The following is an 18633-nucleotide window of genomic DNA, read 5'->3' as shown; positions in this document are numbered from 1 at the left end:
CGCGCTGCCACAGCTCACCCGGTTGCAGGCGCAGTGGCGGCTCGGCCGGGCCGCCGTCGCGCTGGACCGGGAGCGCCGGATGCTGCACCTCGCCGACGGCGCGACGCTTCCCTAGGAGAAGCTTCTCATCGCCACCGGTGTGAGGGCGAGGACATGGCCCGGAGACGGTGCCGACCTCGGCCTGGCGGTGACTTTGGTCGATCCCAACCCGACGCCGCTTGCCCGCCTGCTCGGAACCACGATCGGTGCCACCCTCGCCGAATGGATGCGCGGCGCCGGGGTCGATTTCCGCCCGAAGACGATGGTCCGCGCGCTCACGGGCGAGGCCGGGCAGGTCCGCCGCGCGCACCTCGCCGGGGGAGAGGTTCTCGAGACGGATCTCGTCATCGTCGCCCTCGGCGCCACACGCGACACCGGCTGGCTCGCTGCGGCGGGCCTCGCCGCCGATGCGGGCGGCCTGACCTGCGACGGAGCCTGCCGCGCGATCTCTATCGCGGGAGAGCCCGACCCCAACATCTACGCGGCCGGCGACGTCGCGCGCTGGCCGAACCCGCTCTACAATGATCGTCCGATGACGGTGGAGCATTGGGGCAACGCTGTCGACCAGGCCCGGCACGCGGCAGCCAACATGATGGCCGCCCCCTCCGCCCAGCAGCCCTACCGGCATCTACCGGCTTTCTGGTCGAGCCAGTTCGGCCTGAACATCAAGCTCGCAGGCCACACCGCGGGGGCGGATGCACTCGCGCTCGTCCAGGGATCGCGGGCCTCGCACCGGTTCCTGGCCGTGCATGTCAGGGCCGGTCGCAGCATCGCCGCCGTCTCCTTCGACGAGGCGCGCTGGCTGCCCGCCTATGCCGAGGCCGTCGCCGCCGGGGCGCGCTTTCCTCCGTTTCCCGATGCCATCGACCAGCCACGAATCGAGCGGCTGAAGCCGGGCTTCCCCGCGGCGCGGCCCCCTGCCCATCGCGCCGCGCCGGCGCCGGAGGCTAGCCATGTCTGACGAGACGCTCTTCGCGCAGGTGCTGGCCCCGAAGAACCGGGCGGATCCCTATCCCCTCTACGCCAGGATGCGCGAGACACCTGTGTCTCGGCAGGCGGATGGCAGCTACCTCGTCAGCACCCAGGCGGCGTTGCGGAGCCTGATCTTCGATCCGCGCCTCAGCTCCGAGGATCTACCTCCGTCGCGCCGGCCCGCCACGGGCAACCTCCCGAAGGACTGGATCCTCAACCCGATCCGGAACCGCGTGGTCAATGCCCACCGCCCGCTGATCTTCCGCGATCCGCCCGACCACGACACCCTGCGCGGCATCGTGATGAAGGAGTTCACGATCGCCCGGGTGCGCGACTCCCACGCCAAGGTCGCGACGCTCGTGGATGCCTTGATCGACAAGTGCCGGGGCCGCGACACGGTCTGCCTCGTGGACGACCTGTCCTGTCCGCTGCCCGTCGCCGTCATCTGCGAGCTCCTCGGCGTGCCCGAGGCCGACGAGCGGCAATTCCATGCCTGGGCGACACGCCGCGCGACGGCCCTGGAGCCCGACGCGCGCCACGACGAGGCGGGACGGCGCGAGATCGCCGCCACCTTCGACGCGATCTCGGACTACATGCGCCGGCTGATCCGCGAGAAGCGCCGCCATCCGGCCGACGACATGCTCCGCGGCCTCGCCGCCCGCGGCGGCCGGGGCAGGCCGGCCATGGGCGACATCGACCTGATGTCCACGGCGATCCTGCTCCTCGTCGCGGGCCATGAGACGACCGTGAACTTCATTACCAACGGGATGCTCACCCTGCTCCGACATCCGGACGAGCTCGAGAAGCTGAAGGCCGACCCCGAGCGGGCGCCCCGCGTGATCGAGGAGATCCTGCGTCACGAGCCCCCCGTCCATTTCCGCACCCGCAAGGCGCTCGACGACATCGACGTGGAGGGCACGACGATCCCGGCCGGATCCTCTGTGGTCCTGATGCTCGCGGCCGGAAACCGCGATCCGGCGCGGTTCACGCAGCCGGACCGGTTCGATCCCGACCGGAACGACAACCAGCATTTCGGGTTCGGCGGCGGCCTCCATCACTGCGTAGGCGCGCCGCTGGCGCGTGTCGAAGCCGAGATCGCCCTGGTCACCCTGTGCCAACGCCTCGTCGCGCCGCGGCTCCTCGACGATCCACCGCCCTACCGGGCCGGCGCTTCCCTGCGCGGTCCGAAGAACCTCGGCATCGCCATCGCAGGGATCGCCTGACCCTCCGGGCCCGAAAGGGGTCTGGGAAGCTGCTAGGCGCCACGCGCTATTGTCTGTCGAAGGCGCGCGTCAACTCACCCTGTTGTACAAGCTTGTCCAGTCATGCGCATCGCACCAGGGATTGAAATCTCTCATTGTGCGACTGACCTTCAAAACGGTGACTCATCGGGATATTTGACCGGGTTCGCATGATCTCGTCCGCTTCTGCGGCAAGCCTTTTCCGGAGCGGTCGTTCTGCTATCGGCCAAGTCCCGAGTCGCTGGCATGGTCTTCTGAATGACCGGGGTGGGTGGATCTCGGCTCGTCCGCTTCCGCTCGAACATGGGGCGGAAGCGGACGTTCGAGGGGTCGGTTCAGGCCGCCGCCCAGGCGACCGCGTCAGCGCCGGCCGGCAGGCGCATCGGGCATGCCGGGTCGGTCGCGGCGCGCCAGACCGCCTCGGCCACGTCCGAGGCCCGGGTCAGCTCTTCCGTCGCCTGCTGGAAGTTCGCGAAGACCTGACCCGCCAGTTCGCCATAGGCCTCGGGCACATCCATCCCCATTCGGGTGCGGGCGTTGGTCCCGAACGCGGTCTCCGGCGATCGGCCGGGAATGACGAGATGGGCGCGCACCCCGAATGGCACGAGTTCGTGGGCGAGGGACTCGGTGAAGGCATTCACCGCGGCCTTGCTCGCGGTATAGACCGCCAGCAGCGGCAGCGGCCGGAGGGTCACGCTCGACGTCACGTTGACGATCACCCCCGCGCCCCGTTCCCGGAACTGCGGCAGCACGGCCTGGGTCATGGCGATGGCGCCGAGGGTGTTCGTCTCGAACACCTCCCGGGCGGACTCCATCGACAGGCCTTCCAGGGCGTTCAGCAGCCCGACGCCCGCGTTGTTCACCAGGACATCGAGCGGCCCGGCCTCCGCGACCGTCCGGGCGATGCTGTCGGCGTCGGTCACGTCGAGCGGCAAGACGGTGAGGTGGTCGGACTCCGGGAGCAGGGCGGCCCGGGGCGTGCGCATCGTGGCGACGACCCGCCAGCCACGGTCGAGGAACAGGCGCGCCGTCTCCAGGCCGAAGCCGGATGAGCAGCCGGTGATAAGGATCGTGTTCATGGAGCCTCCCGTGTGACGCACCACGGGGTGATAGGAGCGCTTCGCCGGACGTGATACGGGCGCAATTCCATATTTCATTGGCGAGCGTCCGAAATGGTCGATCCGCTCACCCAGGTGGTCGGGCTGCTTCAGCCCAGCGCCTCGTTCTCCAAGCTGGTCCTGGCCGGCGGCGCCTGGACCGTGCGCCGCGACGACCACGGCCAGCCGTTCTACGCCGCCGTGCTGGAGGGGGCGTGCCGCCTTGCGATCGACGGCGAGGCGGAGATCGTCCTCGCGGCCGGCGACTTCGTACTGATCCCCGCCGCCAGCGCCTTCGCCGCCTCCAGCCTCGTCGCGCCTTCGGCGGGGCGGCCGCCGCCGCCCGTCGAGATTGGCCCCGGCGTGTTCCGGCTCGGTCCTGCCGAGGTGCCGCCCGACCTGCGCATGCTGGTGGGGCACTGCACCTTCGCCTCCGACGATACGGAACTGCTGCTGTCGCTCCTGCCACGGTTCGTCCATGTACGCGGCGTCGGACGACTGGCGATGCTGCTCGGCTTGGTGAACGAGGAGACGCGGGGCGACAGGCCCGGTCGCGAGGTGGTCCTGGCGCGGCTTCTGGAGGTGCTTCTGATCGAGGCGCTTCGGTCCACCACGGGTCCGACGGCGCCCTCAGGCCTCCTGCGCGGGCTTGCCGACGAGCGCGTGGCCGCCGCGTTGCGCCGGATGCACGAGCGACCGACCGTTCCCTGGACGGTCGCGGCCCTGGCCCGAGAGGCGGGACTGTCGCGCTCGACATTCTTCGAACGGTTCCGGCGCGAGGTCGGCGTCGCGCCGATGGCGTATCTCCTGGCGTGGCGTATGGCGCTGGCGAAGGATCTGCTCGGTCGCGAGGGAGCCGGCGTAGCGGAGGTTGCCGAGCGCGTGGGCTACGGGTCTGCCAGCACCTTCAGCACCGCCTTCGCCCGTCATGTCGGCAGACCGCCAATTCACTACGCCCGCGAGCAGCGCGCCCAACAACGTAGCCCTGCGCCTCTGCCCGTCTGAGACGGGTGGAAAACGGACTGGCGGCTTTCGAGTATTGAACCCGAGAATACGGACTTTCACAAGCTGGTGAAATGCCCAAAGTGAAACGTCCGCTTCACGACAGGTTCGCCGAAAAAGACAGAAGGTTCTCTGGCAATAGTGCGCCTCGTATTGGCGTGTAACCCGAGGCGAGCTTCGACGAACTAGGCTCGTGGCAAGGAGATCGACGGCATGCCTTGTGTGATCGAGTTCACAGGCGGCGACAGAGGCCCGTGGCGGGTTACGCGCGCGGAGGCAACGACCGGAGCCCGCCTTGAAGAGGTGGCATTTGTGTCAGTTGGCTTGGTGAGTGAAAGTGAAGATCCGGGACACTTGGCGTCTTCCGACATGGCATGGCGTCTACGCGGAGCTATTAGCAACCTCCGCTACACCACACGCGATGAAGCCAATAGGCTACGGAGCTTACAAGCTGCTCTTGATCGGCCGACAGCAACTCATGCCGCTCTGATCCCGATCAAAAAATCTCAGCAGTGGTGGGATTTGGCTCAAGACGAGCGCCGTGAAATATTCGAGGAGACTTCCAAGCACACCACGATTGGTATGAACTATCTTCCTGCCATTGCCAGAAAGCTTCATCACAGCAGGGATCTTCGTGAGCCGTTTGACTTTCTGACTTGGTTCGAGTTTGCGCCAGAGCATGAGGCGGATTTCGAAACTCTCCTCTCTAACCTCAGGGCCACGCGGGAATGGACCTTCGTGGAGCGAGAGGTCGATATACGCCTCACGCGCGATTGACCCATTTAGGCGAGAACCGCCTTTGATGCTGTCGGGGCCATACCTCGCCAGCCTTCATGCAGGAGGCGAAAGAGGGGCGCGCCGCATTGCAGACGCGCCCCAAGTGCGTTCCGGTCTCATGAAGAACGTGCCCGCTCGGTAAGGCCTCACGCTCGCGTGAACAATGCGTCTCGCGTAAGAAGCTGGCTGTGTGGCCGCGTCATCGGAACGTCGCATTGGCCGACGGGATTGTGGCCCAGCCGAGCGGGTGAGGTGCAGGTGAGCAATATGGCATCGATCAGAGAGATCGCAGACACGCTGAAGGAGATTGCCGCCCCTGGGATGAAGCCGAAGGCGATCCGTTCTGCCATCCGCGAACGGCACCCGGAGGCGAGCAAGAAGGAGATCGTTCGCGCGGCGTTTTATGCTGTGACGGAAGCGTCGGCTGCTTCAGACGGAGCGACCGCTGAACTCCATGACTTCGTGTTGGCTGAGCGCATCGCCGAGGACAACTTGGACGTGGTGTTGAAGGTGAGCAAACGCAAAAAGAAGAAGCGCTCGTCGGACGCATTGGAGCGGTCGCCGGCGCACTGATGCCGGGGGAGCCGCTTCTGACTTATGCACTCGAACGTCCGCTTCGAAGAAAAGCTTAGATGCGCGCTTGCGACCGAGTTGGGTCGCTATCAGACTGTCCGCTCGGAGTGGTGTCCGGCCCGTCCGCTTCTGGACGGCGAATGCATCGAAGCAGACAGCGCCGCCGGGTCCGTTTGGGGTGCTGACAGTCATTTTGCTTGCATGCTTGCGTAGCTGCGAGTGCTGACCAAAGATATGATCGCGCCTCTCAGGCGCGGTTCTCGTTGCGCAGCGGCTCGGGCTTCTGCTCGTCCGGCAGAACCTCGCGCAGGTGGTGATGCACGATGTCCACGCTGAACGGCTTTCCGATGAAGCGCGCTCCGTCCGGCAGATCGTTCGGTCCGGGCTTGGCCTGCCCCGACGCAACGACGATCGAGATGTAAGGATAGGCGCGCGCAACCTTGCGAGCGAGAGCGAAGCCATCGTGTACGCCCGGCATCTGCACGTCGGTGAACAGCAGCACGATGCACGCGTGGTGTTCTTCGAGCACGAGCAACGCCTTATCACCGGATGCGGCCGCAAAGGTCGCAAACCCCGCTTCCTCCAAGATGTCGATTGCAGCGATGCGGACCATGCCGTCGTCGTCGACGACGAGAGCACAGGGCGCAGCGTTCGAGGAGGCATGGGTCATCTCCCCTCAATGCCGCGTTTCATGGAAAGGTCCGGGTGGAAAGACGCCAAGTTCAGCCGCCTGCCATGAGATGGACGCCCGAGGTCGTCAGCGTGCCGACCAGATCTTCATCGCCGGCGCACAGGCGAAGCACTTGATCAGCCCTCATTCGGCTTGGTGAACTTGCACTTGCCCTGCAGCGACCACGGCCCCCGCGCCCCGACCTCGGCGCAGAACGCATCGACCGCCCGGGTCACACCCGGGAAGCGGCCGCCCAAGCGGTCGTAATCGTCGGCGATCAGGAGGCCTCCAGGCCGCAGGACCGGCCACCAGGCGCGCAGGTCCGCCGCGACAGACGTCTCCTCGTGCCCGGCATCGAGATGAATGACGTCGGCGGTCACACCGCGCAGACGCAGGAGTTCCGCGGCATTCACCGAGTCGAGCGGCAACGGCACGATGTGGTCCGTCATGCCTTCACGCACCACATTGGCCAGGAAGGTCCGGTAGAGGCTCGGATAGCCATGCTCGGTGGCGAGTTCCGCGAACAGCGCCTCGTCCGCCCAGTGATCGACGGCTCCGAGCCACGTATCGACCGCGATCACGGTGCCGGTGACGTTGTGCTCGACCATGGATCGCGCGAGAAAAAGGGCGCTGGCTCCCTTCCATGTCCCGATTTCGACGGTGACGCGGGGTTGGAATTCGATCACCGCCTCTTCGAGATAGGGGTGGATGCTGCGCCAGCCTTGAAGGTCGCCGGCGCGTAGGTCCGCCGGGGGATCCGCGAAGGGGTCGCGGCCGTGCCACAGGGCGGCGATCAGGTCCTGACGGGTCATGGCACTCTGATTTGAGGGTGTTGGAAGGCCCAGGAGGGGCAGACATCCAGGAAGAGCAGTGGGGTCATCGAACGGCGCGGGCCTGCGCGTAGAGTGCCTCGCATCGGTCGAGCCAGCATGCGCGGGTGAACAGGCGCAGGACACGCGCGCGCGGGATCGGCCGCGGGATCACGAGCGCCGCGCCGATGGCACGGGCAAGACCCGCCTGGTCCCCTGGTGCCGCGAGGGACCCGGCTTCGCCGACGACCTCCGAAACGGCGCCCCGGGCGAAGCCGGCGACCGGCAGGCCGCAGGCCATCGCCTCGATCGCCGCCAGCCCGAACGGCTCGTCCCAGCACGGTGTGGCCAGGAACACGGAGGCGCGGCCGACCTCCGCGGCCAGGGCCGTCCCGCTGAGCTGGCCGCCGTAGCGGATCGAGCCGCCGAGCAACGGCGCGACCTGGGCCGCCCAGTAATCCGGCTCTTCGATCGGGCCGAACAGGGTCAGGGGCAGGCCGGCTTGGCGCGCCGCGCCGATCGCGTGCTGCGCGCCCTTGTCGGGCGTGATCCGCGCGCACCAGACGGCGCTGCCGTCGCCGTCCGGACGATACGGCCAGGCGGCGGGATCGATGCCGTTGTGAAGCACCGAGGCCTCCGCGGGCGCCCCGTCCGGCCACCACGCGTCGAGATGCGCCCGGGAGGGCGCGGTGATCCGGTGTCCCGGGGCGGGGCTCGCCTGCACGAACCAGCGCAGGGCGTCGTAGGGCGGTACGTGCAGCGACGTGACGGTGGGCGTCGCGGCGGTGCGCCGTTTCTCCAGGGGCAGACGGCTCAGGCTGTTGTTGTGGAGCACATCGAAGCCCCCGGCAGCGATCCGGTCGCAGGCGGAAGCGTAGCCGTCGTCGAGATGAGCCTTCAGGCCCGCATCGCCCCGGTGCTCCAGGCCGGCATGGCTCCGCTCGTGATGGACCGGGATCACAGGATCCAGGGCGAAGCGCGCGTCGCTGTCGCCGGAGGCGAACAGGGCGACGCTGTGGCCCCGGGCGGCGAGACCGTCCGCGAGGCTCCACGTATAGGCTTCGAGGCCCCCCGCGAAGGGCGGGGCGATCGGATGGCGGAGATGGGCAAGGAGCGCGATCCTCACGCCGTCACCGGCGCCGGCGCATTCGCGGCGGCCCCGGCATCCGTCCGGGCCTCGATGGCGCGGATCACCGACGCCGAGTTGGTGTAGGGCTGGTGGCCCAGCTGACCAGTCAGCGCGAGGTCGGCGGCGTCGGGCCGGCGCAGGATGCGGATCGGCCGGTCGGGCGTGTCGTCGATCAGGCCCATCACTTTGAAGGCGTAGAGCCAGTGGCCCATGGTGCGGTAGCCCCACTTGGCCTCGAACAATTCGGCGTTGCGCACCACACTCTCGAGGTGATGGACCGGCGGCATGTGGTGCGGGTGGTACTGGTGATAGGCGCGCGCGCCCTTGATCCAGGCGATCGGGATGCCGCTTCGGTCGAGGAGCTTGCCGAAGTCGGTGTCCTCGCCGCCGTAGCCGGTGTAGCGCTCGTCGAAGCCGCCGGTCGCCAGGAAGGTGGCCCGCCGGATCGCGAAGTTGAGCGACCAGAAGCAGCGGTAATCGTTGCAGATCTCGATGCCGGAGGCCGGGGGCCCGCGGCGGTCGGAATGCCGCTCCGCCACGGCATCGAGGCCGGCATAGTCCCAGGTCCCCTGCGTGGCGCGCTCGGGCAGATGCAGCACCTCGCCCATCAGCAGCCCGTCGAGTTCGGAGAGCCCCCGCGCGTAGTCGGCGATGAGGTCGGGCGCCGGGATGCAATCGACGTCGAGGAAGACCACGGCGTCGCTGTCGACCGCCGCCACGCCGCGGTTGCGCGCCGCCGCCAGCGGCAACTCGCGGCCCCGCACCGGAATCTGATGCACCGGGAAGCCGACCTCGGGCAGGTCGTAGGGCGTCTCCTGCATCACCGCGACGATGAAGGCGGCGGGGGGCTGCGTCTGGCGCTCCAGGCCGCGGAGCACGTTGCGCAGATGCGCCGGCCGGCCCTTCGCGAGGGTCACCACGGAGACGGTGGACATAAGGCGATCGGGCTCCGGTTGGGTTGGGGAGACGGCGGCGGTCACTCGGCGGCGATGCCTGGAAGCGGGACGGTTTCGGCGCCGGCCGGTCCGCAATCCCAGAGCGCGTCGGTCAGCCCTTCGAGCCAGCCGGCGGCGCGGGCAGCGGCGTCGGGGGCGTAGAGGCTCCGCAGGGGAGCCCCGTCGAGGGCGCGGGCGCGGGCGAGGAGGTCCCGCCAGCCCCGGAGATCACCCGGCCAGGCGGGCGCCTGCACGGCAGCGCCGAGCCGGACCAGGGCCTCGGCCTTGCGGGTCTGCTCGGCGAAGTAGCGCCATTCCGGCATCACGATCAGGCGACCGCCGACCCGGGCGACCTCGTGGACCGTGTTGTCGCCCGCCGAGGCGATCACGATGTCGGCGGCGGCGAGGTAGTCGGTGACCGAGGACACCCAGCCGAGTTCGCGCAGATTCGAAAAGTCGGTCTCGTGGCCCTCGCGGTGGGTCGGCCCGAGGGTGAGCCACAGGGCGTCGGGTTCGGCGCGGGCCGCGACCGTGAGGGGCGCGTAGGGCGTGCCGCTGCCGCCGCCGCCGGTCACCGCCACGACGATCTCCCGTGCAGGATCGAGGCCGAGCTTGGCGCGGGCCTCCGCGCGCTCCGGCACCCGGTCGACGCTGGTGCACAGGCCGCCGCTGTAAAAGGTCTTGGCGCGCAGGGGTGCCGGGTAATCGTCTTGCTCCAAGCGCTCGTCGAAGGGGGCGAGCATTCCGACGCAGGCCTCGTAGGCGCCGACATGGCCGATATCGGACCGGTCGCCGTGCATGCGGATCTGCACCGCCGGCACGCTGGCGATACGCGCGAGCAGCGCGATCTCCGCCGAGACATCGACCACGAACAGGCCGATTCCACGCTCGTCGAGATGGTCGAGGATCGACCGCATGGTCCGGCGCATCGCGTCGAGACCCAGGGGAACGCAGTGCATCACCTGGGGCGTCGGCTCGGCGTAGAGGCGCGCCGTCGGCACCGCGGCGCCGATCATGTTGGGCAGCGCCACGATCTCGATGTCGCGGCCGAAGCCGTCGAACAGGCGTGGATCGGCGGTCAGCACCGAGACGGCCCGGTCACGAGCAAACTCGGCAGCCACCGCCATCGTGCGGTTGGCGTGGCCGCGGCCCTGATGATGAACGAAGAACGCGATCGGCTTCTTCATAGCGGTGGGTTCGGGCTCGCTCTCAAGAGAAAAGGGCGTCGGGCCGCAGGGCCGCGGCGATCTCGGGTTCGGTCGGCGGGCGGATCAGGCGGATCGCGGGGGCGGCGACGTCCCAGTCGATCAGCCCGGCCGCGCGGAACTGGTCGAGCCAGTAGGTCATGCACCAGCGCCCGTGCCGCGCCCGGAAACGCGCCGCGTTGGCGAGGATCGACGCGAAATGCTGCAGCGGCGGCACGTGGACCGGATGGTGCTGGTGATAGGCGCGAGCCCCCGCGACCCAGAAGACCGGCAGCCCGGCGGCGGCAAGCCGGGCGGCGAGGTCCGTCTCCTCACCGCCGTAGCCCACGAAGGCCTCGTCCATGCCGCCGGCCATGCGCCAAACCGCGGCCGGTAGGGCGAAGGACAAGCCCCAGAGCTGGCCTGCATCGGGTTCCGGCCGCAGGCCGTTTTCGGGCAGGGCGGGCCGGGCCGGATGGGCTCGGCCGAGGCGGTCGAGTACCGCCGGCGTGCAATCGCCGGTGCCCGCGCCCGGCGGAAGGTAGAGGACCTCGCCGAGCAACAGCCCCTGCGCCGTAGCGCCGGCCCGCGCATAGGCGTCCGTCAAAGTCGGCGACGGGATGCAATCCACGTCGAGGAAGACGAGGAGTTCAGCGCACGCTGCCTCGGCGGCCCGGTTGCGCGCGGCGGCCAGCGACATCGGCTCGCCCGGCACGTGGAGGTGCCGGATCGGGCAGCCGGGATCGGGCAGGTCCGGCGCACGCTCCGACTGCATCCAGGCGATCACCAGCTCTCGCGGGGGCAGCGTCTGGCGGGCGAGACCCTGCATCAGGTTACGGAGGCGGTCGGCCCGGCCGCGGACCAGGGTCAGGACGCTGGGAGCCGGCCCCCCCTCGTGCTCAGCCGGCATCGGCGAGCATCCGGCGGAAGTGCGAGACCCCTTCAATGATGCCCCGGGCGTGGGTCCGGCGGGACACGTAGGAGTGCTTCAGGGCGGCATGGCTTGCGAGGTCGTCGGAATAGTTCGCCACGATGATCGCCTGCACGCGGGCGCCGAGCATCTCGATGTCGTTGCCGGAATCGCCGGCCACGAACACGGCGTGCTCCGGCAGGTCGTACAGGGCCCGGACGTGGTCCACGGCAGTGCCCTTCGAGGCGGCCTCGGGCAGGACGTCGAGATACCGTCCATGACTGTGAATCACACGCGCGGCGATACCGGCCTCTGCCAGACGCGCGCGCACGCGCCGTTCGGTCTCGGTGTCACCGAAATAGCTCAGCTTCAGGGCGCGCTGCTCCAGAGGACCCTGGGGGCTCAGCCCATCAAGCCTGTCGAGCGCTGCCTGCACGGTGGGCCGATCCCAGCCGGGCTCTATGATCCGGCGCCACGCGGCGTCTGCCGTGTATGTCACGCCGTTGGCGTCGAGGTGGTAAATTTCGGATCCCACCGAGGTGATCATTACCTGGGGCCGGGGGCTGTCCTGTTGCTCCAGCACGGCCATCGCGCTGTGGAAGGACCGGCCGGTTGCGACGCCGAAGGCGAGCCCCGCCTGCCGGCTGCGCCACCGGCGGAAGATTCCCATGGCCGCATCGCAGCCGACCAGCGTGTTATCGATGTCGCAGACGAGCAGTTGCCGGGGTGTCTGGGTGGGCGGCTCCGGGGACAGCAGCGCGCGCAGCAGGACGTGATAGCGGGCGGCGTGCCGGTCCCAGTCGTAGGCTGCAGCCGCCCGGGCGCCGCCAGCCACGCAGCGTGCGTAGAGGACCGGATCGCCCAGGATCCGCAGGCACGCTTCCGCGATCGCCCCGTGGGTGCGTGGATCGACCAAGAGCCCGTTGCCGCAGGTCTCGACGATGTCGTTGGGGCCGCCGCTGTCGGTGGCGACCAGCGGCAGGCCGGCGGCAGAGGCCTCAAGTAGCGTCAGGCCGAAGGGCTCGTTGAGGGCCGGGTTGACGAACAGGCCGCCGCGCGTCCGGGCATGGGCGTAGATCGCCGGAACGTCCTCCGGACGGTGCGTCTTCGGGTAGGCGACGCGCCCGTAGAGATCGTAGCGATCGATCAGGACGAGGAGGTCGCGCATGGTCGCGGCCATGTCGCCGTCGAGGGTATCGATGTCGTCACGGGTCCCGGCGATGATCACGAGGTTGGCGTGGGCCTGGAGCGCACGACTCTCGCCGTAGGCACGCACCAGCGCAGCGAGATTCTTGCGCGCCACCGGCCGGGCGAGCGCCAGGATTGCCGGCCTGTCCGGATCGTCGAGGAAGCGGTCGATCGCCGCGTCGACCCGGGGATGGGTCTGGGCCGCGGCGAAGCGGGCGAGGTCGCTGCCCGGAGGCAGGACGCGGACGCGTCCGGGATCGTAGGCCGCATAGCCGGCGTATTGCACCTCCGCCTCGTCCCGCGAGGAGGCGATCACGAGCTGGGCTCGCGCCACAGCCTCCTCCTCGGCGGCGATCCGGCGGGCGAGATCAGGCCGGACGGGGGCCGTGCCCAGCATCGTTGCCTTCACGCGTCCGAGGGAATGGGCCGTGAAGACGAAGGGGATGCCCAGGCGATCTTCCACCAGGGCCGCCACCGTCGCCGCGTCCGCGTAATGCGCGTGAATGAGATCCGGCGCCCGGGCCTGGGCGGCGATCCAGGTGATGAGGTTTTCGGCGAAGGACGCGACCTCGGCGTGCATCGCCTCCTTGGCGCGGTAGTCCGGGGACGCGCTCGCGAGCCGCACGAGCGTGACCTTGTCGGCGATCGGCTCTTCGGGCACGGCGTAGGCGGCCCCGAGGGAGCCGCGAAACAGACGGGTCGCCACCACGATCCGCGTGAGATCGCGGTCCTGCACCGAGGCCGAGACCAGATCGAGCAGGTAGCGGATATGGCCGCCCGTGTCGGCGGTGAGCCCGTAGACGACGCCGTCGCCGCGCAGGCAGCCCTGCAGGGCGATATGCAGGACAAACATCAGGCGTGCGCTGCGGCTCTCGCGCGCCGCAGAACGCTTAACTTATGTAAAGCGAACGCCGCGCCCCGGCTTAACATATGTAAAGAGGTTGCCGTGCTTCGCGTCGCGCAGGTCGCTCCGAACATTTTTCCCGTTCCCCCAGACCATCACGGCGGCACCGAGCGGGTTGTGCACGATCTCAGCACGGCGCTACGAAGCTTGGGTGTGGAACTAACATTATTCGCCCCCTCGGACAGTGCGACAGACTTACCGCGCGTCGGCAATTACCCGAGTCTCGCGGCGCTGGAACGGCAACACGGGCGCGTCGCACCCGGGGTGCCCGCCGCCCTGGAGGCTCTGCAGCTGGAGGACCTGCGGCAGCGGCTCGACGATTTCGACATCGTCCATTGCCACGGCGAATTCGCCCACGCGGCGCTGCTGGGCGCGCGGCGCCGACGCAGCCTGACCACCATCCACTGGCGGGTCGACGAGCTCGACCGGGCCTTGTTCTTCCAGGGTTTTCCCGACCTGCCCGTCGCGGCGATCTCGGCCGCGCAGGCGACCGGCATCCCGGCCGTGAACCTGACCGGCATCGTCCATCACGGCATTGACCGGGCGCGCTACGCCTTCCGCGCCGCGCCGGACGACCATGTCGCCTTCGTAGGTCGCATGACCGACCAGAAGCGGCCCGACGTGGCGATCCGGGTCGCCCGCGCCGCCGGTCTGCCGATCCGGCTCGGCGGCACGATCGATGTCGGCAACCCGGACTATTTCGACCGCTGCGTGCGTCCCCTGCTGAGCGTCGACGCGACCTATCTCGGGCCCGTCGACGATACCCGGAAGGGCGAGCTCCTGGGCGGCGCCCGGGCGCTCCTGTTCCCGATCGACTGGCCCGAACCCTTCGGCCTCGTGATGATCGAGGCGATGGCCTGCGGCACTCCGGTGGTCGCCTGGAACCGCGGCTCGGTTCCCGAAATCGTCGAGGACGGGGTGACGGGCTTCATCGTCTCCAGCGAAGCCGAGGCGGTCGCGGCCCTCGCCCGGATCGGGCAGCTCGACCGCGCCGCGATCCGCCGCCGGTTCGAGGAGCGCTTCACCGCCGAACGCATGGCCCGGGATTACCTCGCCCTCTACCACCGCCTGCACGCCGCCTGATGCGCACCGCCTTCCTGGCCTGGGACTACCCGCCATCGCCGAGCGGGCTCTCCACCGCGGCCCGAGAGATCGCCGAGAGCCTTGCGCAGGCGGGCGCGGAGGTGACGGTGTTCACCCTCGACCGGACCGGACACGAACGGATCGGCGGCGTCACCGTGTCGGGCCTCGCCCTGGCGCCTGGCAGCTCCCTCGCGCGCCTGCGCCTCTGGGGCTCCGCCGGCCATCTCGCCGCCCCGCTCGCCTTCCGGCGTGCCGTGCTCGAGGCGCATCGCCGAGGGCCCTTCGCCGTGATCGAGGCGACCAATTGGTATGCGCCGGCTGCCCTGCTCGCCGGCCGGCGGGATCTGCCGCTGGTGACCCGCAGCTCCACGCCGGCCGCCTTCACCCGTGACCCGGCCGGCAGCCTGCGGAACCGCCTCGACGGCTGGACGGCTGACCGCCTGGAGCGTCGGCAGGCTCAGGCGAGCGCTGGGCTCATCGCAAACACCGCGACGCATGCGGGGGTGATCGCCCGTTGCTACGGGCTGACCGGGCGGCAGCCCGAGGCGGTGATCGGTCTCAGCCTGCCCCCCGAGGTCGCCGAGGCCGCGAGTGGCGCCCCCTATCCGGAGGCGGCGGAACCGATCCGCCTGCTCTTCGTCGGGCGGGCGGAGGCGCGGAAGGGGTTCGATGCCCTTCTCGGCGCGGTCGCGATCCTCGGCGCCGAGTGGGCGAGGGGCGCGCTGCCCGCCTTCCGGCTCGACCTCGTTGGAGTGCCGCCGGACGATCTCCCGGCCGATCTGCCCGATGTGGCGCGGCCGCACATCCGGGCCCGGGGCCGGATCGACGGCCGGGCGCTGTCGGCGGCCTACGCCGAGTCTCACGCGGTGCTGGCGCCCTCGCGCTACGAGAGTTTCGGCCTCGTCTACCAGGAAGCGCTCGCCTACGGCCGGCCGGTCGTGGCCTGCGCCGAGGATGCGAGCGCCCGCGCCTTCGTCGGCGTGCCCGGCGCCGGCCCCCTGGCCGCGGCCGCGACCGGGCCGGCCCTCGCCGACGCCCTGCGTCCGCTCCTCACCGATCCGGACCTGCGCCGCGCCTATCGCGCCCGCGCCCTGGCGGCGGCCGGGCGCTTCAGCCGGGCGAGCCTCGGGCGCGAGACACTGGCGCTCTACGAACGGGCGATCACGGCGGCGCGGGGCGGCTGATCGTGCAGCCGCAGCAGATCCGGTCCGCTCCGACCCGTCAGTCTGCGTAGGGGCGCAGCAACGCGGCCTCTTCCTCCGGGCGTCCGCGCCCGGGATCGAGCGCCTCGTAGCGCCGCGACCGTGCCCGGACATGGGCCGCGCTCAGGCGATGCTCGATGCCGCCATGCAGGGCGATGAGGCTCCCGGGCCAGCCGCGGTCGAGAACCGGGCGCTCATGGACGCGGCCGGCGTAGACAAGATGGGTGCGGTTCAACCGATACTGGACATCCGGGAACACGTCCGAGAGGACGCCGTCGACCCGGTTCGCCCGGGCGAGGCCGATCGAGGCGACAGCCTCCGCCTCGGCCAGGGCCGCCAGGGCGGGCAGCAAGCGGCCGGTCGCCGGGCCGAGCGCCTCGTCGGCGTCGAGCTGCAGCATCCAGCCGTGGCGGGCGAGGCCCTGGAGGGCATTGCGCTGCGCGGCGAAATCCCCGTCCAGGGGGCGGGCGGCCACGCGCACCGCTCCCGCGGCGAAGCCCGCGACCGGGACCGGCACCGCCGCCCGCGCCGGCCCGTCGATCAGGATCGCGACGTCGTCCGTCCAGGCAGCCTGCGCCGGCAGCGAGGCCAGGACGGCGTCCCGGTCCGCCGGACGGCAGAGGAGACCGAGGGACACCGGGCGCCCGTCGGCGGCTTCGAGGGCGAACAGCTCAGCGTCGGCCGCCCGGGTACCGTGGGGGTGTCGGAGTTCCGCGCGGCCGGCCGCGTCGCGGGGACGGACGCCGAGCCGCCAACGGGTCGCGGCGCTACGCAGGGTATAGAGGTCGAGGCCGTAGGGCGCCTCCGGGTCGGGCGCGAAGACGGAACCGGCGAGGCTTCGGGCCAGATGCGCGCGGCAGGCCTTCGGGGCCGCGCCGTGCGCGAGCAGAACCCCGCAGGCGTTGCAGGCCAGCGGGAAGGCGCGGCGCGCGCCGCCCGGATAGGACAGGGTCCGGTCGCTCGGCCCGATCATGGCGGCGGCACAGACGAAACACCGGCGCATGATCCCATCTCCCACGCCCGCGATCCAACAGAGGGGCCTGGATGCGTCGGGCCCGCGCCTTACCTCCGCGGTTCCCATAACCCCTGCCGCACGTGAACCCGGACGTCGACTCCCTCCCTGCCGGACGCGCCGGCCTGCCCGCCGACGGGTCCCTCGCCATCGTGGGCAACGCGCCCGGAGCGGGTGCGTGCGCAGCCGCGATCGATGCGGCGGACAGCGTGGTCCGCTTCAACAACGCGCTCGGCTTCGGCGGCGGCACCGGCCACCGCGTCACGCATCTCGCCCTGGTCAACCGCGGCGGCCAGCCGCGGGAATGGCTGGCGGACCGGCGCTTCCTCGAGCGCCCGGTGGTCCGCGCCGCGCAGGCCTTCATCCTGCCCTTCCCGATGCTGCCGGCGGAGCACAACGTCCCCGAGCCGATCTGCTGGACCCGCGAGCTTCTGGCGCGGCTGCAACCGTTGGGCCGCCCGGTCTTCCTCCTGCCCGAGACGCTGCACCAGCAGGCTCACGCCCTGCTCGGCCCGCGCACGGCGGGACACCCGAACCCGAGCACCGGCTTCCTCGTGACGCTCGCGCTGCTGCTCGGCCGCCCGGCGGGTGCAGGACCGGCGCAGGTCTTCGGCTTTGGTTTCGACGGCTGGCCCGGTCATCCCTGGGCGGCCGAGCGCGCATGGTTCGCCGAGGGCGAGGCGGCCGGACGCATCCGAGTGCATCCACCATCTCTGACCGAGCAATAGCTTTATGACCACGCTGATCACCGTCCTGAAGGGCGGCGGGCGCTACGACGCCACCTGGGTCGCCCGCCTCGCAGGCGGCATCCGCCGCCATGCCCCGGCTTTCGAACGGATCGTCTGTCTTACGGACCTGCCAGTGGCCGTCGCGGGCGTGGAGACGATCCCGCTCCGGCACGCTTGGTCGGCCTGGTGGGCGAAGATGGAAGCGTTCCGGCCCGGTCTCAGCACGGGTCCGACCCTCCTGTGCGACCTTGATACGGTGCTGACCGGCCCAGCCGATGCCCTCGCCGAGCCCGGCCTCGCTGCGATGGAGGACTTTTTCCACGCGGGGCGCCTCTCCAGTGCGCTGCTGCGCTGGTCCGGGGACGAGCTCGCATCGCTTTACACGACCTTCGCGGCCGACCCCGACCGCTGGATGAGCCCAGGATCCTGCGGCCCCGTGCCGAACGCGGTGCATGGCGATCAGGTCGTCATCGACCACCTGCTGCGTCGGAGCGGGCGGCAACCGGATTTCATCCAGCGCCTCCATCCCGGCCTGCTCGATTTCTATGACCCCCGGCGCGATTCCCATGGCCCGGTCGTGATCTTCATCGGAGCGGCGAAGCCGGATACGGCGACTGGAGCCGTGCATGCTGCGTGGACGCGTAGCTGATGGAGGATTCCCGACGTCGTCTCGGCTACAACTTCTGAAGCGTTATCGTGATCAGGTCGGCCGCGGGTAAAGACGACCTATCTGGACAGAAGCTCCGAAGCTGCCCTTTGCCTACGGGCTACGTTCTCGCATGATCCTACGCGTGCCAGTGGGTCGCAGTCGGGCAAGGAGAATGTCCGCATTTCGGGCGGCGGCATTCCGAAGCGGAATGGCAGGTTTCGGCCAGACCACGTCACGCCGACCCACAAATGCGCGCAGGAGCGGACATTCGGCTTCGCGTCCATCCCGGTCATTCAGCGTGTTTCGAGGACGCTCCGAAGCGGACATCCCTTCCGCAAAGATCCCAGGCCGGAGAAGCTCCTACACGGTGAAGATTTTCGCGCCTTCCACCGGTCGCCGCTCGCAGGCAGCGGCACCGATCAGGCTGGCGCCGACCGCGAAGGTCCCGTCATCGACCAAACGCTCGCCGATGCGGTGCTGCACAGTGATCCTGAACGCCGCTCGAGGTAGGTCGTCCCGAGCGCCCGCG

General features: G+C 69.8%; 19 protein-coding genes. 9 read left to right on the top strand and 10 right to left on the bottom strand.

Annotated elements, in window-relative coordinates; translation table 11 throughout:
* The first annotated feature begins 139 nt into the window (after positions 1–139).
* Together ABIC70_RS26135 and ABIC70_RS26130 are read left to right on the top strand one after the other, a co-directional pair.
* Positions 140–1000: an FAD-dependent oxidoreductase gene (locus ABIC70_RS26135; RefSeq protein ID WP_502916042.1), complete on the top strand. Its 861-nt coding sequence runs from the start codon at positions 140–142 to the stop codon at positions 998–1000.
* A complete protein-coding gene (locus tag ABIC70_RS26130) occupies positions 993–2234 on the top strand; it encodes a cytochrome P450 (protein WP_354441915.1) in 1242 nt (413 codons plus the stop codon). The genes ABIC70_RS26135 and ABIC70_RS26130 overlap by 8 nt, the downstream gene beginning before the upstream one ends.
* 353 nt (positions 2235–2587) lie before the next feature.
* On the opposite strand, the gene ABIC70_RS26125 is transcribed toward ABIC70_RS26130, so the two are convergent.
* The gene (locus tag ABIC70_RS26125; protein WP_354441913.1) at positions 2588–3331 is read right to left on the bottom strand and encodes an SDR family oxidoreductase; all 744 of its coding nucleotides are present in this window, start codon (positions 3329–3331) and stop codon (positions 2588–2590) included.
* A gap of 93 nt (positions 3332–3424) precedes the next feature.
* Between ABIC70_RS26125 and ABIC70_RS26120 the strand changes: the two genes are divergently transcribed.
* The 3 genes from ABIC70_RS26120 (at position 3425) to ABIC70_RS26110 (ending at position 5701) form a co-directional block, all read left to right on the top strand.
* Positions 3425–4354: an AraC family transcriptional regulator gene (locus ABIC70_RS26120; protein ID WP_354441911.1), complete on the top strand. Its 930-nt coding sequence runs from the start codon at positions 3425–3427 to the stop codon at positions 4352–4354.
* A 210-nt stretch (positions 4355–4564) separates the two neighbouring features.
* The gene (locus tag ABIC70_RS26115) at positions 4565–5128 is read left to right on the top strand and encodes a chlorite dismutase family protein (protein ID WP_502916041.1); all 564 of its coding nucleotides are present in this window, start codon (positions 4565–4567) and stop codon (positions 5126–5128) included.
* A 267-nt stretch (positions 5129–5395) separates the two neighbouring features.
* Positions 5396–5701, top strand: a complete 306-nt coding sequence (locus ABIC70_RS26110) for a hypothetical protein (RefSeq protein WP_043384692.1) — start codon at positions 5396–5398, stop codon at positions 5699–5701.
* A gap of 247 nt (positions 5702–5948) precedes the next feature.
* On the opposite strand, the gene ABIC70_RS26105 is transcribed toward ABIC70_RS26110, so the two are convergent.
* From ABIC70_RS26105 to ABIC70_RS26075, 7 genes are all read right to left on the bottom strand, one after another.
* A complete protein-coding gene (locus ABIC70_RS26105; RefSeq protein ID WP_354441909.1) occupies positions 5949–6371 on the bottom strand; it encodes a response regulator in 423 nt (140 codons plus the stop codon).
* 137 nt (positions 6372–6508) lie between these two features.
* Positions 6509–7183 (bottom strand): class I SAM-dependent methyltransferase, encoded by a 675-nt coding sequence (locus ABIC70_RS26100; RefSeq protein WP_043352913.1) that lies wholly within the window; start codon positions 7181–7183, stop codon positions 6509–6511.
* A gap of 64 nt (positions 7184–7247) precedes the next feature.
* Positions 7248–8306, bottom strand: a complete 1059-nt coding sequence (locus ABIC70_RS26095; RefSeq protein WP_053608602.1) for a glycosyltransferase — start codon at positions 8304–8306, stop codon at positions 7248–7250.
* Positions 8303–9244 (bottom strand): glycosyltransferase family 2 protein, encoded by a 942-nt coding sequence (locus ABIC70_RS26090; protein WP_354441906.1) that lies wholly within the window; start codon positions 9242–9244, stop codon positions 8303–8305. The genes ABIC70_RS26095 and ABIC70_RS26090 overlap by 4 nt, the downstream gene beginning before the upstream one ends.
* Positions 9245–9285: 41 nt before the next feature.
* Complete coding sequence (locus tag ABIC70_RS26085; protein WP_354441904.1) at positions 9286–10431, bottom strand: glycosyltransferase; 1146 nt, start codon at positions 10429–10431, stop codon at positions 9286–9288.
* A 22-nt stretch (positions 10432–10453) separates the two neighbouring features.
* Positions 10454–11338 (bottom strand): glycosyltransferase family 2 protein, encoded by an 885-nt coding sequence (locus tag ABIC70_RS26080; protein ID WP_354441902.1) that lies wholly within the window; start codon positions 11336–11338, stop codon positions 10454–10456.
* A complete protein-coding gene (locus ABIC70_RS26075; protein ID WP_354441900.1) occupies positions 11328–13379 on the bottom strand; it encodes an HAD-IIB family hydrolase in 2052 nt (683 codons plus the stop codon). Before ABIC70_RS26075 ends, ABIC70_RS26080 begins: the two co-directional genes overlap by 11 nt.
* A 93-nt stretch (positions 13380–13472) precedes the next feature.
* Here ABIC70_RS26075 and ABIC70_RS26070 point away from each other — a divergent pair, with 93 nt between their 5' ends.
* Together ABIC70_RS26070 and ABIC70_RS26065 are read left to right on the top strand one after the other, a co-directional pair.
* Positions 13473–14513, top strand: a complete 1041-nt coding sequence (locus ABIC70_RS26070; protein ID WP_354441898.1) for a glycosyltransferase family 4 protein — start codon at positions 13473–13475, stop codon at positions 14511–14513.
* Positions 14513–15697: a glycosyltransferase family 4 protein gene (locus tag ABIC70_RS26065; protein ID WP_354441896.1), complete on the top strand. Its 1185-nt coding sequence runs from the start codon at positions 14513–14515 to the stop codon at positions 15695–15697. The genes ABIC70_RS26070 and ABIC70_RS26065 overlap by 1 nt, the downstream gene beginning before the upstream one ends.
* A 37-nt stretch (positions 15698–15734) precedes the next feature.
* Here the strand turns inward: ABIC70_RS26065 and ABIC70_RS26060 are convergent, their stop codons facing one another.
* The gene (locus ABIC70_RS26060) at positions 15735–16718 is read right to left on the bottom strand and encodes a glycosyltransferase family protein (protein WP_354441894.1); all 984 of its coding nucleotides are present in this window, start codon (positions 16716–16718) and stop codon (positions 15735–15737) included.
* Positions 16719–16810: 92 nt separating this feature from the next.
* On the opposite strand from ABIC70_RS26060, the gene ABIC70_RS26055 reads away from it, so the two are divergent.
* Both ABIC70_RS26055 and ABIC70_RS26050 read left to right on the top strand, forming a co-directional pair.
* Positions 16811–17455 (top strand): hypothetical protein, encoded by a 645-nt coding sequence (locus tag ABIC70_RS26055; protein ID WP_354441892.1) that lies wholly within the window; start codon positions 16811–16813, stop codon positions 17453–17455.
* 4 nt (positions 17456–17459) lie between these two features.
* Positions 17460–18104, top strand: coding sequence for a hypothetical protein (locus ABIC70_RS26050; protein WP_182592115.1), 645 nt, complete (start codon positions 17460–17462; stop codon positions 18102–18104).
* A gap of 360 nt (positions 18105–18464) precedes the next feature.
* Here ABIC70_RS26050 and ABIC70_RS26045 read toward each other — a convergent pair whose 3' ends face one another.
* Positions 18465–18587 (bottom strand): hypothetical protein, encoded by a 123-nt coding sequence (locus ABIC70_RS26045; RefSeq protein WP_287090208.1) that lies wholly within the window; start codon positions 18585–18587, stop codon positions 18465–18467.
* Between the last annotated feature and the right edge of the window lie 46 nt (positions 18588–18633).

The sequence above is a fragment of the Methylobacterium sp. 1973 genome (assembly GCF_040545035.1).
GTDB lineage: Bacteria > Pseudomonadota > Alphaproteobacteria > Rhizobiales > Beijerinckiaceae > Methylobacterium > Methylobacterium fujisawaense.
Note: the sequence above shows the minus strand (reverse complement) of the source record. Positions and strands in the feature narration are given on the sequence as shown.

Bases quoted from the DNA above. Each gene is read 5' to 3' on its own strand.
- ABIC70_RS26125 (WP_354441913.1), bottom strand. From the start codon at position 3,331: ATGAACACGATCCTTATCACCGGCTGCTCATCCGGCTTCGGCCTGGAG.
- ABIC70_RS26085 (WP_354441904.1), bottom strand. From the start codon at position 10,431: ATGAAGAAGCCGATCGCGTTCTTCGTTCATCATCAGGGCCGCGGCCAC.
- ABIC70_RS26115 (WP_502916041.1), top strand. From the start codon at position 4,565: ATGCCTTGTGTGATCGAGTTCACAGGCGGCGACAGAGGCCCGTGGCGG.
- ABIC70_RS26075 (WP_354441900.1), bottom strand. From the start codon at position 13,379: ATGTTTGTCCTGCATATCGCCCTGCAGGGCTGCCTGCGCGGCGACGGC.
- ABIC70_RS26120 (WP_354441911.1), top strand. From the start codon at position 3,425: ATGGTCGATCCGCTCACCCAGGTGGTCGGGCTGCTTCAGCCCAGCGCC.
- ABIC70_RS26090 (WP_354441906.1), bottom strand. From the start codon at position 9,244: ATGTCCACCGTCTCCGTGGTGACCCTCGCGAAGGGCCGGCCGGCGCAT.
- ABIC70_RS26065 (WP_354441896.1), top strand. From the start codon at position 14,513: ATGCGCACCGCCTTCCTGGCCTGGGACTACCCGCCATCGCCGAGCGGG.
- ABIC70_RS26050 (WP_182592115.1), top strand. From the start codon at position 17,460: ATGACCACGCTGATCACCGTCCTGAAGGGCGGCGGGCGCTACGACGCC.
- ABIC70_RS26060 (WP_354441894.1), bottom strand. From the start codon at position 16,718: ATGCGCCGGTGTTTCGTCTGTGCCGCCGCCATGATCGGGCCGAGCGAC.
- ABIC70_RS26110 (WP_043384692.1), top strand. From the start codon at position 5,396: ATGGCATCGATCAGAGAGATCGCAGACACGCTGAAGGAGATTGCCGCC.
- ABIC70_RS26130 (WP_354441915.1), top strand. From the start codon at position 993: ATGTCTGACGAGACGCTCTTCGCGCAGGTGCTGGCCCCGAAGAACCGG.
- ABIC70_RS26105 (WP_354441909.1), bottom strand. From the start codon at position 6,371: ATGACCCATGCCTCCTCGAACGCTGCGCCCTGTGCTCTCGTCGTCGAC.
- ABIC70_RS26100 (WP_043352913.1), bottom strand. From the start codon at position 7,183: ATGACCCGTCAGGACCTGATCGCCGCCCTGTGGCACGGCCGCGACCCC.
- ABIC70_RS26080 (WP_354441902.1), bottom strand. From the start codon at position 11,338: ATGCCGGCTGAGCACGAGGGGGGGCCGGCTCCCAGCGTCCTGACCCTG.